The sequence below is a fragment of the Domibacillus sp. 8LH genome (assembly GCF_038806185.1).
Classification (GTDB): domain Bacteria; phylum Bacillota; class Bacilli; order Bacillales; family Domibacillaceae; genus Domibacillus; species Domibacillus indicus_A.
On record NZ_JAVJNG010000003.1, the window covers coordinates 170,563 to 184,723 of the forward strand.

The 14,161-nt window shown below is 45.4% G+C and carries 13 protein-coding genes; 12 read left to right on the top strand and 1 reads right to left on the bottom strand.

Features of this window, described 5'->3' with window-relative positions; genetic code table 11:
- Positions 1-113: 113 nt before the first annotated feature.
- Positions 114-644 (top strand): YceD family protein, encoded by a 531-nt coding sequence (locus tag RG959_RS07340; RefSeq protein WP_242232136.1) that lies wholly within the window; start codon positions 114-116, stop codon positions 642-644.
- 62 nt (positions 645-706) lie between these two features.
- Positions 707-880: a 50S ribosomal protein L32 gene (rpmF, locus tag RG959_RS07345; protein ID WP_046175141.1), complete on the top strand. Its 174-nt coding sequence runs from the start codon at positions 707-709 to the stop codon at positions 878-880.
- Between the two features lie 96 nt (positions 881-976).
- On the opposite strand, the gene RG959_RS07350 is transcribed toward rpmF, so the two are convergent.
- Positions 977-1,432 (bottom strand): GNAT family N-acetyltransferase, encoded by a 456-nt coding sequence (locus RG959_RS07350; RefSeq protein ID WP_342796563.1) that lies wholly within the window; start codon positions 1,430-1,432, stop codon positions 977-979.
- A gap of 108 nt (positions 1,433-1,540) precedes the next feature.
- Between RG959_RS07350 and RG959_RS07355 the strand changes: the two genes are divergently transcribed.
- From RG959_RS07355 to murD, 10 genes are all read left to right on the top strand, one after another.
- Positions 1,541-2,413, top strand: coding sequence for a 2-dehydropantoate 2-reductase (locus RG959_RS07355; RefSeq protein ID WP_342796564.1), 873 nt, complete (start codon positions 1,541-1,543; stop codon positions 2,411-2,413).
- Positions 2,414-2,515: 102 nt separating this feature from the next.
- The gene (gene bshC / locus RG959_RS07360) at positions 2,516-4,132 is read left to right on the top strand and encodes a bacillithiol biosynthesis cysteine-adding enzyme BshC (RefSeq protein ID WP_342796565.1); all 1,617 of its coding nucleotides are present in this window, start codon (positions 2,516-2,518) and stop codon (positions 4,130-4,132) included.
- Between the two features lie 123 nt (positions 4,133-4,255).
- A complete protein-coding gene (gene mraZ / locus RG959_RS07365) occupies positions 4,256-4,687 on the top strand; it encodes a division/cell wall cluster transcriptional repressor MraZ (protein WP_342796566.1) in 432 nt (143 codons plus the stop codon).
- A 22-nt stretch (positions 4,688-4,709) separates the two neighbouring features.
- Complete coding sequence (gene rsmH, locus RG959_RS07370) at positions 4,710-5,657, top strand: 16S rRNA (cytosine(1402)-N(4))-methyltransferase RsmH (RefSeq protein ID WP_242232131.1); 948 nt, start codon at positions 4,710-4,712, stop codon at positions 5,655-5,657.
- Between the two features lie 12 nt (positions 5,658-5,669).
- Positions 5,670-6,017 carry a cell division protein FtsL gene (gene ftsL, locus RG959_RS07375; RefSeq protein WP_309087019.1) on the top strand — a complete coding sequence of 116 codons (348 nt, stop codon included), beginning with the start codon at positions 5,670-5,672 and terminating at the stop codon, positions 6,015-6,017.
- A complete protein-coding gene (locus tag RG959_RS07380; protein ID WP_342796567.1) occupies positions 6,014-8,221 on the top strand; it encodes a penicillin-binding protein in 2,208 nt (735 codons plus the stop codon). Before ftsL ends, RG959_RS07380 begins: the two co-directional genes overlap by 4 nt.
- 112 nt (positions 8,222-8,333) lie before the next feature.
- Positions 8,334-10,226: a stage V sporulation protein D gene (locus RG959_RS07385; protein ID WP_342796568.1), complete on the top strand. Its 1,893-nt coding sequence runs from the start codon at positions 8,334-8,336 to the stop codon at positions 10,224-10,226.
- 129 nt (positions 10,227-10,355) lie between these two features.
- Positions 10,356-11,831 carry a UDP-N-acetylmuramoyl-L-alanyl-D-glutamate--2,6-diaminopimelate ligase gene (locus RG959_RS07390; protein WP_342796569.1) on the top strand — a complete coding sequence of 492 codons (1,476 nt, stop codon included), beginning with the start codon at positions 10,356-10,358 and terminating at the stop codon, positions 11,829-11,831.
- Positions 11,828-12,799 (top strand): phospho-N-acetylmuramoyl-pentapeptide-transferase, encoded by a 972-nt coding sequence (gene mraY, locus RG959_RS07395; RefSeq protein WP_251270331.1) that lies wholly within the window; start codon positions 11,828-11,830, stop codon positions 12,797-12,799. The genes RG959_RS07390 and mraY overlap by 4 nt, the downstream gene beginning before the upstream one ends.
- The gene (murD, locus tag RG959_RS07400) at positions 12,796-14,145 is read left to right on the top strand and encodes a UDP-N-acetylmuramoyl-L-alanine--D-glutamate ligase (protein WP_342796570.1); all 1,350 of its coding nucleotides are present in this window, start codon (positions 12,796-12,798) and stop codon (positions 14,143-14,145) included. The genes mraY and murD overlap by 4 nt, the downstream gene beginning before the upstream one ends.
- Positions 14,146-14,161: the final 16 nt, after the last annotated feature.

The following is a 14,161-nucleotide window of genomic DNA, read 5'->3' on the forward strand; positions in this document are numbered from 1 at the left end:
CATTTTCAAAGATGGTGAATAAAAAGTCAAACCGGTATTTCACTGTAAAGAAAATATATTGACATTCAATCGGGAGAGGGCTATAATTACTTTTGTTGCCTTGAGGTGATTAAATGAAATGGTCAATAATTCAACTGCAAAAATACCGCGACCGCGGTCTTGAAATTGATGAAACAGTTGACGTAACAGACTTAACAACACTCGATAATGACATACGCCGCATTTCGCCTGTCCATGTAACAGGCAGAGCTGATATTCGTCATGATCAAATTGTTTTTCATGTAAAAGCAACGGGTGAAATGATTGTCCCTTGTTCTCGGACACTTGTAGACGTGCCTTACTCGTTTGAAATTCCGCTGACAGAACGGTTTTTATTAAAGCCGGAGGAAGGCGAATCATATGAGACAGAAGATGTTCACTTTCCGGAGGGAAATGTAATAGATCTCCGGCCGATTTTAAAAGAAGCGATCATTTTAGAGGTACCAATGCAGATTTTCAGTGAAGAAGCGGATGAGCATGTTGTTCAGTCTGGGAAAGATTGGGCGTTTTTTGAAGAAGAAGAAGAGCTTCCCGAAAAAAAGAAGCCGGCTGTTGATCCAAGATTAGCAGGACTTCAAAACTTCTTTTCGTCCGATGATGAGTAATTGAGAAGTACAGCTATTCTGGCTTCATATAGTTTTTATTCCGTTAAGGAGGTGTATATCACATGGCAGTACCTTTTAGAAGAACTTCTACTACACGCAAAAACAAACGCCGTACGCACTTCAAACTTCAAGTGCCAGGTATGGTAGCTTGCCCGAACTGCGGTGAGATGAAACTTGCGCACCGCGTATGCAAAGAGTGCGGAACATATAAAGGTAAAGAAGTTGTTAGCAAATAACATCTTTTACATCTTTCAAAAAAAGCGAAGAGGCCATGGCTCTTCGCTTTTTTTGTCATTAGAGTATGGATAAAGGAGAACAGATTGTGCGTGAGTTCAGCTTGTTTTCTGAGCGTTTTTCTTTTCAGGAAGCCAAATAAGGCGTGTGCTGTTTTCGGATACCGGCTTAAAATCTACTTTCTCCCAAAAAGACTGTGACTTTACGCGCGGTTTTGTCATGATAGGGAGTTCAAACGACTTGGCAAACTGGACAAGCAATGCCCCAAGTCCCTTCTTTTGAAAAGCCGGCAGTACTTCAAGTTTCCGAATTTCTACATACTGATCGTTTCCGGGTACAAGATTTGATGTATCCCGTCGGATGTACAGGCACATACGGGCAGCAAGCCGGTCCCCGTAATAAATGCCGTAAAAAGGCGAATCGGTATTGTCTTCGACCATGGAAGTTTGTAGTTCCTCAATCATCGAAAGTTCTTCAAGTCCATATTCTTTGAAGGATTTAAACTCTTCCATCGTTTTGAAATTCATTTTCAGATTCTCAACTGCTAAGCCCATTTCCTCAATCTCCTTTGCAAACTCTCTCTTGATTTGTCTACTTTATTATATAATAAAGTAAATAAAAAAGTAGCGATCCTGTTATCGCTTACAAACCGGGAGAGATACATGAACATTCATATTATTGGAGCGGGGGCCCTTGGGCTGTTTTTTGCTGCAGAGTGGAGCAGCCGCCACCGCATAACTATTCAAACGAGAACAAGCGTACAACGGAAACGCCTTGAAGAGGAAGGCATTCGTGTCATTGAGCAGGGGCAGTCACATATTTATCCGGTTCAAACAGCCGCTGTTGCGCCTCCGGAAACGGATTTAATCGTTGCAGCGGTGAAGCAGTACCATTTGCCGGAGATCCTTCAGCACCTTCCAAAAGCATCATCTTTGCTGTTTATCCAAAATGGTTTAACCCATCTTAAGCTGATTCAGCAGCTTCCTTTTTCAAATATTTATGCCGGCTCTGTCACGCATGGGGCAGCCAAAATAGACGAGCGTACGGTGCAGGTGAACGGGCGCGGCCAAACAAAAATGGCCTGTGTAAAAGGGGGAGAGGAAGCGGTTGTCCGCGAACTGGAGACGCCTGTTTTTGCTTTTCAATGGGAAGAAAGTGCATACGAAATGCTGGTTGATAAAATGGCCGCAAATGCAGTGATTAATCCGTTAACTGCCCTTTTATATGTGAAAAACGGAGAGCTGGCTGAAAATAGCGAATATGCTGCAGCGGCAGAAAAATTGTGTGCAGAAATTGCGGCCGTTTTTCCTTTTAAAACGAAGGAATCCGTTACGCAGTCTGTTTTCGATGTGTGCCGCCAGACAGCCGCTAATGAATCCTCGATGCTTCGAGACATAAAAGCAAGGCGGAAAACGGAATTAGACGCAATCGTAGGAGCTCTTTTGGAAGAAGCAGCACAAAGGGGCGTTGAGACCCCCGCTTTTTCGCTCTTATACCATCTTATAAAAGGAAAAGAAGCCGAATTGGGCAGATAAGGGAAAAGAATTGGAGCTGTGCAGGCACATTGTTTTCCCTTTCAATCCGACAGGTGGTATACTCGAACAAGAAAATTTGTCCGAAAGAAAGGAAGTACATCCATGGAACAAAAACGCATTTCTGTTCCCGCTTTGACCCCATTTGCCAGGGAATATATAAGCGGCTCAAAGCAGGCAGGCGGCTTTTTTGACTACGATCCATTTTCGCAGCAGTCTTTTCAGCAGCGGTCAGAAGAGGTGCGGACACGAATGTTTAAGCGAAAAGAGCTGGCTGGCATCATTCGGAATTATATGGCGCCGCATCATGTGACAGCGCAAACAGAGCACTCTCTTCAGAAGCTTGAAGACTCTGAATCGGTTGTCGTGATCGGCGGCCAGCAGGCTGGACTTTTAACAGGTCCGCTTTATTCTATACATAAAATCATTTCGATTCTGCACCTGGCGAGAGAGCAGGAAGAGCAGCTGGATATTCCGGTTGTCCCCGTTTTTTGGATTGCCGGCGAGGATCATGATCTGCTGGAAATCAACCATGTGTTTTTAGAAAAAAACGGGAATATGCAAAAAATAGGATACCCAGAGCGGTTTGTGAAAAAACAGGCCGCATCAAGCACGGTCTACGATCAAGAGCAAATGCTCGGCTGGGTGGCCTCTGTTTTTGCTTGTTTAAAAGAAACACACTATACGAATCAGCTTCTTCATGATGTGAAAAAAGCGGTGAAGGCAAGCCGCACATTTACCGATTTTTTTGCTTTTTTAACCGGATCCTTTTTTGCCAAGCACGGCCTGCTGCTGATTGATGCGGCAGACCCGGAGCTTCGAAAGCTTGAAGCGCCATTTTTTAAGAGACTGATTGTGGAAAGCGGCCCGATTGCAGAAGCGGTGCACTCCACGCAGCAGGAGCTTGAACAAGCCGGCTTTACGCCCGCAATTGAAACGAGCGGCCAGCCGGCGAATCTATTCCTGATTGAAGAAGGAGAGCGCTACCTGCTTGAAAGGGAAGGCGGGCTGTTTATCAGCAAAAGCGGGAGGTCGTACACAGAAGATGATTTACTGCAGCTTCTGGAAACGTCGCCGGAATCCTTTAGTAACAATGTTGTGACGCGGCCGCTCATGCAGGAATGGCTGTTTCCTACACTTGCTTTTATCGCCGGTCCAGGCGAGATTGCTTATTGGGCGGAGTTAAAAGGAGCTTTTGAATATATCGGGCTTACGATGCCGCTTATTATGCCAAGGTTAAATATTACGATTGTAGACCGGACAGTGGCGGAGATTGTTTCAGAGATTGGAACACCGATTGAAACGGCGGTGCAGCAAGGCGTGCAAAATGAAAAATCTGCTTATATGGACTCTATTCGTGATCACCACCTTGATGAGCTTGTTGCCCATATGAAGCAGGATTTGATGGCGAGCTATGAGAAAATTGAAGCGCGTGCGGCCGAGCTTCATAATGGCCTTGTACCGATTGTTGAAAAAAACAAGCAGTATCATGAACGGCAAATTGAGCTGCTGCTTCAAAAAAGCGACGCTGTTTTGAAGCAGACACACGACGCGGCTTTACGCCGGTTTGACCGTGTACAAGCCGCTCTGCGCCCGGATGGACTGCAGGAAAGAGTATGGAACGTATATCCATTTTTAAATGTGTACGGTCCTTCTTTTATTGATGACTTGTTGAATCAGCCATATAAACACGATGGCGGCCATTATCTTCTATATGTATAAATGAAAAGTCTGCTCTTAGGGCAGGCTTTTTTGTGTAAACGAAATGAAAAGATCTGCAACATGAAATTGGTGGTGCAAAGTGGGGGGATGTGGTAAAGTTAGTGTAGAAAGTGGGGAAGCATTATGTTCATGGGTGAATACCGTCATTCGGTCGATGAAAAAGGCAGATTGATTATCCCCGCAAAATTCCGTGGTGAAGCCGGCCAAACTTTTGTGGTCACACGCGGATTGGACAAGTGCTTGTTTTTATATCCCCTGGACGAGTGGAAAGTACTCGAGAAAAAACTCGCCGCTTTGCCTTTAACAAGGAAGGATTCACGTGCGTTCGCCCGTTTTTTCTTTTCGGGAGCAAACGACTGTACCCTTGACCGGCAGGGCAGAATCAATATCCCCGGCCCGCTTCTGCAATATGCCTCACTTCAAAAAGAATGTGTGATTGTTGGAGTGTCAAACCGGATGGAAATCTGGTGTGCCGCAGCATGGGATGAGTATGTGGAAACATCGGCGGATTCGTTCGCAGACATAGCGGAAAATTTAACTGATTTCGATTTATAATGCTGATTGGACTGATAAGAAAATGGAATTTAATCATACGACTGTCCTACTTCATGAAACAGTCGACGGGCTGAATATCCGCCCGGACGGAATTTATGTAGATTGTACACTCGGCGGAGCCGGACACAGTGAATATTTGCTGTCAAAGCTCGGGCCAAACGGAAAACTATATGCATTTGATCAAGATGAAACCGCGATTGAACATGCGAAAAAACGGCTTGCTCCGTTTCTTGAGCGTGTTGAATTTATAAAAAGCAACTTTGAACATGTGAAGGAAGAGCTTCACAAACGAAATGTTACAGGAATCGACGGCATTTTGTACGACTTGGGTGTTTCATCACCTCAGCTTGATACACCGGAGCGCGGTTTCAGCTATCATCATGATGCACCTCTTGATATGAGAATGGACAAAAGTGCTGCACTGACTGCTTATCACGTTGTGAATGAATGGTCTTTTGAAGAGCTTGTCCGCATTTTCTTCAGATATGGAGAAGAAAAGTTTTCCAAGCAGATTGCCCGGAAAATTGAAGCTGCGCGGGAAGTTCAGCCGATTGAAACGACAGGCCAGCTGACGGAACTGATCAAAGAAGGAATTCCGGCTCCGGCAAGAAGAAAAGGCGGCCATCCGGCCAAACGTATTTTCCAGGCCATTCGAATTGCGGTAAATGATGAACTGGGTGTGTTTGAACGGTCACTTCACGATGCGATCGATTTATTGAATGTCGATGGGCGTATTAGTGTCATCACCTTCCACTCGCTTGAAGACCGTATTTGCAAAACGGTTTTCAAGGAAGCGTCTGCAGGGCCGGAGCTGCCGCCCGGCTTACCTGTAATCCCGGAAGAATATGAACCTGTTTTAAAGCTGGTAACAAGAAAACCGATTGTCCCGACTGAAAAAGAGCTGACAGAAAACAATCGGGCACGTTCAGCCAAACTGCGTATTGCAGAAAAAAGAAAACAAACCAATTAGGGGGGGATCGAAATGAACAACACAGCGAGAAAGCCGATTGTGGAACAGCCTAAGAAGGCTTCTGTTAAACAGCGGAAGATCAGCAGGTCATTTTTTACTCCTGGAGAAAAGGTACTGTTTCTTGTTTTTGTATTAACAGTTTGCTTTATGAGTGCAAAGCTTATCTCTACACAGGCAGCGATCTATGAAACAAACAAACAAATTCAGGATATCGAAGTGAAAATCCAGGAGCAGGAAAAAGTAAATCATGATCTTGAGGTCCAGATCAGCGAAGAAAGCACGTATGAAAAAATTTGGGAACGTGCCAAAGCGATGGGACTGGATTTAAGCAAAAATATTAAGGTTGTTGAGCCGAAATGATGGAAAATAGAAACAATCGGAAAATAGGAGTTGCGATCCTGTACGTCGGGTTCGCCCTCCTCTTTTTTATCTTATTTTCACGGGTATTTTACATTCAGGCGACCGGAACAGCAGACGGACATAAACTTAAAAACGAAGCGCTTGAAAAATACATGCGTACAGATGTTCTTGAAGCGAGCCGGGGAACGATTTATGATACAAATGGAGAAGTAATCGCAGAAGATACTACCTCATTTACAATGGCAGCGATTTTAGATGATTCTGTAACAACGAATCCAGAATCTCCAAATCATGTAGTAGATCCAGAGAAAACAGCAAAGGTGCTGGCGAAATATATTGATATGGATGAGGAAGATATACTGGCACGTTTGAAAAAAGAAGGAGCATTCCAAGTGGAGTTTGGCACGGCAGGGCGCGGGCTGACGAACAGCGTGAAGCGAAAAATTGAAGCCGAAAAGCTGCCCGGTATTACGTTTACCCGGCAGGCGAAACGGTTTTATCCGAATGGAAAATTTGCTTCTCATTTAATTGGCTTTACACAGCAAATTGAACAAGAGGATGAAAACGGGAATGTCACATTCGAAACAAAAGGCCAGATGGGCATTGAAAAATCCTATGAAAAATATTTGCAGGGCAAAAATGGGAAAATCCGTTATACGAGCGACTTATGGGGTTACCTGCTTCCTGAAAAACAAGAAATGGTCACTGAGCCGCAAAACGGCGATGATATGTATTTAACCATTGACTCTAAAATCCAGACGTTTATGGAAGACGCATTAAGTGAAGTAGAAGCGCAATACAATCCATCCAAAGCGTTTGCCATCGTAGCCGAAGCTAAAACAGGCAAAATTTTGGCAATGAGCCAGCGTCCTACTTTTCATCCGGGCACGCGGGAAGGGCTTGATGTAAACTGGATGAACGACCTCGTTGAATATTCATATGAGCCCGGATCTACGATGAAGATTTTTACGCTGGCAGCGGCGATTGAGGAAGGCACGTTTGAAGCCGATGCTCTTTACAAGTCAGGAAGATATAAAGTAAAAGGCGGAGGCAGTATTGGAGATCATAACGGCGGGGCCGGCTGGGGCAATATTACATATAAAGAAGGCATTCAGCGCTCTTCCAATGTAGCGATTGCGAATATGCTGGAACAAATGTCGCCGGGTGTTTTCAGGCAGTATCTTGAAGACTTCCATTTCGGGCGTAAAACAGGTATAGAACTGCCTAACGAAGCGGCAGGCAGTATTTTGTATAATTACCCGCTTGAACAAGTGACAACAGCATTTGGCCAAGGATCAACGGTAAATGCGATGCAAATGCTCCAGGCAGCGACGGCGATTGCTAACGGCGGAAAAATGATGAAGCCGTATATTATTGATAAAATTGTGGATGACACGACCGGCAAAACAATTGTCGATACAAAACCGAAAGTGGTTGGTGAGCCTATTTCTAAAGAAACGGCAGCCGAAACACTAGACATTCTGGAAACAGTCGTAACAGCAGAACATGGCACTGGCAAGCCGTATCACATTGAAGGATACGATGTGGCCGGGAAAACAGGAACCGCGCAGCTTGTCGGAGAAGATGGGCGCTACTTAACAGGATCAAACAATTACTTGTTTTCTTTTATGGGCATGGCCCCAAAAGAAGATCCGGAGCTCATTGTATATGTAGCAGTTGCGCAGCCGCAGCTGGATGGAGAGTCCGGGTCGGTCCCTGTTTCAAAGATTTTCAATCCTGTTATGCGAAACAGTCTTCAATATTTAAATATCAAGCCGGATAAAACGATTATTTCTCAAACGGTAACGTTAAAAGATTTTACCGGCAAGAAAACATCAGAAGCACGTAAGGCGTACGAAGACGCCGGAATGGATCCGGTCGTGATCGGTACAGGCAGTAAAATTGAAAAGCAAGTACCAGCGGCCGGCGAAAAGCTGTTGCAGGGAGAAAAAGCCATCTTGCTGACATCTGAGAAGTGGACGATGCCAAATATGAAAGGCTGGGCCATGCGTGATGTGATGAAAGTAGCTGAGAGTATGGGGCTTAAAGTAAGCTATTCAGGGTCCGGCTATGTAGTATCTCAAAATATTGAACCAAACAAAGCCGTAAAAGAAGGCCAGAAGCTTATTATTAAGCTTGAAGAGCCTGGCAGTGCGGAAGAAGCTAACCAAAAAGCAAATGAAGACTCGGATCAATCCCGATAAAGGGAGCAGTCTCGCTTTTTAGTGCCAGTCACTAAATCGCCGGGACGGCTCTTTTTTTTTGTCAATTTTCCTCAAATGAAGCATATGATCATGAAGAAAAGGAGTGTGGACAATGCGGGTGCGAATGTTTTGGATCCTTCTTTTGTCTTTTTTGGCTTTTTCGGCATTGGTCATCCGCACCGGCTATATCCAGCTTGTTAATGGGGGTGAGCTGACAGATAAAGCAGAAGAACTGTGGGGAAGAAGCATCCCTGCTGAGCCGGAGCGCGGTCTGATCCTGGACCGAAATGGAAAAGTATTAGTAGGGAATAAAAATGCGCCGACGGTTTATGTGATCCCAGCTCAAATTGACGACCCGAAACAAACGGCCAAGAAGCTGGCCGCCGTTCTCGGGGAGAAAGAATCGGTTTTGTATGAACGAATGACAAAACGTTCTTCAATTGAACGTCTTTCTTCCAAAGGCAGGCATTTATCCGCTGAAACCGCGCAGGCGGTAAGGGATCTTCAATTAAAGGGAGTCTGGCTTGGGGAAGACTCGATCCGGGATTACGTAATGAAGGACAGGCTTGCCCATATTATTGGATTTACGGGAGCTGACAACCAGGGGCTTGCCGGGATCGAAGCCTATTATGATAAAAAGCTTTCTGGCAAACCAGGTTCGATCCAAATGTATACGGATGCGAAAGGAAACCAAATGCCGGGGCTTACCAATCATTATGAGGAACCGGTAAATGGAATGGATTTAAGTTTAACGATTGATGCGGATATTCAAGCTGTAATGGAAAGAGAGCTGGATCAGGCTGAAAAAACGTACAAGCCGGATGCAGCTATGAGTATCGCGATGGATCCGAACACAGGGGCTATTTTGGCGATGTCTTCACGCCCGTCTTATGACCCGGCCCGCTTTAGCGAATATGATCCAGATGTATATAATCGAAATCTTCCTGTATGGAGCACATTTGAGCCGGGATCAACGTTTAAGATCATTACACTGGCAGCTGCTTTAGAAGAAGAGAAAGTAGATCTTGATAAGGATCACTTTAATGACCCCGGCTACGTGGAAGTGGATGGTGCGCGGCTGCGCTGCTGGAAGCGGGAAGGGCACGGCCATCAGACTTTCCTTGAAGTCGTGCAGAATTCTTGTAACCCGGGTTTTGTAGAGCTCGGTTCACGTCTTGGTGAAAAAAAGCTTTTTTCTTACATTCGCAAATTTGGATTTGGCGAAAAAACAGGCATTGACTTGTATGGAGAAGGAACTGGAATCCTTTTTACAGAGGAATCGGCCGGTCCGGTAGAAGCGGCAACGGCAGCTTTCGGGCAAGGTGTAGCCGTTACACCTATCCAGCAGGTGACAGCAGTGTCCGCGGCGATAAACGGCGGCATATTGTATGAGCCGTATGTAGCCAGGAGCTGGACAAACCCGGAGACAGGCAAAACGGAAGAGGTTCGTAAGCCGAAAAAGGTACGCCGGGTCATTAGTGAAGAAACATCGAAAGAAGTGCGGCGCGCCCTTGAAAACGTAGTAGCCAAAGGAACCGGACGAAACGCTTTCGTAGACGGATACCGGGTTGGCGGGAAAACAGGTACCGCCCAGAAAGCGAAAGACGGCCGTTATCTTGAAAACAACCATATTGTTTCTTTTATCGGAATGGCGCCCGCAAACGATCCGAAAGTGGTCATTTACACGGCTATTGACAACCCAAAAGGCACGGTTCAGTTTGGTGGTACAGTCGCCGCCCCGATTGTCGGGAAAATGATGCAGGATGTTCTTCCGCTGTTAAACGTTGAAAAACAAACGAATCAGATCGAAAAAGAAAAAGCCTGGAATGACCCGGATTTCATTCAAATGCCTAATTTGATTGGCCTGTCAAAAGAGAAATTAAAAGAACAGCTGATCAATGTTGAAATTGTAGCTGAAGGAGCGGGCGATAAGGTCGTATACCAGTCTCCGAAACAAGGAGTAAAAGTAGAGAGAGGAAGCAAAGTACGCGTTTTATTAAAATAAAAGAGCCTATGCCGCCAAATTTGATCGAAACAGGCTGAAAAGCATTCGCATCGGCGGCTTTTTTTCGTTACAATAGAAATCGCGGGAAATTGTACATAGTGTTTGCAGAAAAGAAAGGATTGAAAAAACGTGGATTTATCAACTGTGCTCCGAGCACTTCCATTTTATCAGCAAGATAAGGATGGAAATCCGGCGATTACGTCGATGGAAAACGATCACCGCCTCGTTCAAGAGGGATCAATATTTATTTGTATAAAAGGATTTACCTTTGATGGCCATAACGCTGCGGAAGAAGCAGTGAGAAAAGGGGCAGCTGCCATTGTAGCAGAACGGCCTGTGGACGTATCTGTTCCAGTTATTTATGTGCCGGATACAAAACGGGCAATGGCGCTTTTAGCGGCTCATTTTTACGGTTACCCGACAGATTCCTTCCATCTAATTGGGATTACAGGAACAAACGGAAAAACAACTACGAGCCATTTAATTGACCATATTTTGCGGGCTCACGGAGAGACGACTGGTTTAATCGGAACGATGTATATGAAGATTGGCGACCAGACTATTGAAACGAAAAACACGACACCAGAGAGCCTTACGCTCCAAAAAACATTTTCAAATATGAAAGAAGCAGGTGTAACGGCTGCGGTTATGGAAGTATCTTCTCATGCACTCCAAGAAGGGAGGACAAACGGCACTGCTTTTAATGTGGCAGTTTTCACCAACCTAACGCAGGATCATCTCGATTTTCATAAAACAATGGATGAATACCGGACAGCGAAAGGGCTGTTGTTTGCCCGCCTTGGAAATGTAATGCATTCCGACCGTCCGTCTTTTGCGGTGTTAAATGCCGATGATGCAGCTTCCGCTGTTTACCGTTCGATGACGGCGGCGCATGTTGTTACCTATGGCATTGACCATCCAGCAGACATTCGTGCGAAGGATATTCGGCTCACCTCAGGAGGAACAGCTTTTACCATCACGTATCCGGACGGAGAGCTGCAAGTTCAGTCAAAATTAGCAGGCCGCTTCAATGTATACAATATGCTTGCTGCGTTTGCGGCCGGCTTCGTCTCAAACATCAAGCCGGAAACCATTCAAACAGCGCTTGAGCAGGTGGAAGGAGTAGCAGGCCGTTTTGAAGTGGTGCCAAATGACCGTGATATTTCGGTGATTGTTGATTACGCGCATACACCGGACAGCTTAATTAATGTTCTTCAAACGGTTCGGCCATTAACAAAAGGGCGGGTAATTGCCATTGCCGGATGCGGCGGTGACCGTGACAAAACAAAGCGCCCGCTTATGGCACAGGCGGCTTGCAAGTATGCAGATGAAGCGATCTTCACATCGGATAACCCCCGCAGCGAAGACCCGAAAGCCATTTTAAAAGATATGGAAGCAGGTGTGCCGCAGGAGCGCTATACGGTGATTGAGGATCGAAAAGAAGCCATTTTTGAAGCGATTCGTACGGCGAAGCCTGGCGACGCGGTTGTGATTGCAGGAAAAGGCCATGAAACGTATCAGCTTATTGGAAAAGATATTTTTCATTTTGATGATCGGGAGATTGCGAAAGAAGCACTTCTTCAGAAGGACGGTGGACAGGCATGAATGAGTGGCAGATAGCGTTAATTATTGCGGTTTCGTTTTTAATTACGGTTCTTATTGCCCCGTTATTTATTCCTTTTTTAAGGAGACTGAAGTTCGGGCAGAGTATTCGTGAAGAAGGACCGAAGTCTCACCAGCAAAAATCAGGCACTCCGACAATGGGCGGAATCGTCTTTTTGCTATCTATTATTGTGACGACGTTGTTTTTTGCCCAATTATTTGATTCAATCGGTACAGAAACAACCTTGCTTTTACTTGTAACCATTGGATTTGGACTTCTTGGGTTTTTAGATGATTTTATTAAAGTCGTGATGAAGCGCAACCTTGGTCTGACATCCTTGCAAAAATTAATCGGCCAAATTATTATTTCTATTATCTTTTATGTGATTTATGCGCAGCAAGGATTATCAACGGAGCTTTCATTTGGTTTTTTCTCCGTTGACCTGGGCATTTTATATGCGCTGTTTGTACTTTTCTGGCTGGTCGGCTTTTCAAACGCAGTGAACTTAACCGACGGACTTGATGGCCTCGTATCGGGTACGGCAGCTGTTGCATTTGGAGCATATGCGGTCATTGCCTGGAGCCAGGGGCTTGATGAAACAGCCATTTTCGCTTTTTCAGTTGTTGGGGCCATCATCGGTTTTCTTGTGTTTAACGCTTATCCGGCTCATGTATTTATGGGAGACACAGGATCGCTTGCGCTGGGCGGTGCGATCGCGGTTCTATCTATTTTAACGAAGTTTGAGTTTTTGCTGCTTCTTATTGGGATTGTATTTGTAGCAGAAACACTATCGGTTATTTTGCAGGTTTGGTCATTTAAAACTAGAGGGAAACGAATTTTTAGAATGAGTCCGCTGCACCATCACTTTGAACTAGGCGGCTGGTCTGAGTGGCGCGTAGTGGTCACTTTTTGGTCCGTCGGTGTGATTGCAGCAGCGGTCGGTCTATGGATTGGAGTATGGAACATATGAAGCAGATCAATCAATTTAACGGAAAAAAAGTACTTGTATTAGGTTTAGCAAAAAGCGGGCTCGCAGCGGCCCGTTTGCTGAAAAAACTAGGCGCTGATATCACAGTCAATGATGGAAAGCCGCTTGAAGAAAATGAAGCTGCCCGCTCACTTTCGGCAGAAGGAATTAAAGTGATCTGCGGAAGCCATCCGGTAGAACTGCTGGATGAAGGGTTCGAGCTGGTCGTGAAAAACCCGGGTATTCCCTACTCAAATCCGATCATATCCAAGGCGGTCTTAGACGGACTGCCGGTGATTACGGAAGTAGAGCTTGCCGGACTGATTTCTGAAGCGCCGTTTATTGGCATCACCGGCACTAACGGCAAAACAACAACGACGACACTGATCGATGAAATGATGAAAAAAGGCGGCAAAAGTACTGTGCTTGCCGGTAATATCGGCAAGGTAGCATCTGAGGTCGTACAGCAAGCCAAGCCGGAAGACCATGTGGTGATTGAGCTTTCCTCTTTTCAGTTAATGGGAATTCAGGAATTTCGTCCTCACATTGCGATTATCACGAATATTTATGATGCCCACTTAGACTATCATGGATCACGGGAAGAGTACGTTGGAGCAAAGATGAAAATCACGCAAAACCAGACTGACGAAGACTTTTTAATTATTAACGCGGATCAAGAAGCTCTTCTGTCTTTGGCTGGGGCGAGTATGGCGAATGTAATTCCATTTTCCGTGCACCAGAAAGTAGAAAATGGGGTTTATATCGAGAATGGAATGGTGTATTTTCAAGAAGAAGCGATTATGCCGACAGCAGATATCGCATTGCCGGGCAGCCATAACCTTGAAAATATTTTGGCGGCCATTGCGGCAGTTAAACTATCAGGTGTAGCAAATGAAGCGATTATCCATGTTCTTAAGACGTTTTCGGGTGTGAGACACCGGACCCAGTTTGTACGCGAATGGAACGGCCGGAAGTTTTACAATGACTCTAAAGCAACCAATACGCTTGCGACAAAAAGTGCCCTCACAGCCTTTCAAGCTCCTATCATTCTGCTCGCGGGAGGGCTCGATCGGGGCAACGGCTTTGATGACCTGCTTCCATACCTGCACGATGTCAAAGCAGTTGTGACGTTTGGAGAAACAGCAGAAAAATGGAGAGAAACGGCGGAAAAAGCCGGCATTACCTGTATTGAAAAAGCGGAATATATGACTGATGCGGTACAAAAAGCAGCTGCACTGTCAAAAGCAGGAGATGTTGTTTTATTGTCTCCAGCTTGTGCAAGCTGGGATCAATATAAAACCTTTGAAGAACGCGGAGACATATTTATCGACTGTGTGAATACGTTATAAGAAAGAGCCGGGGCCT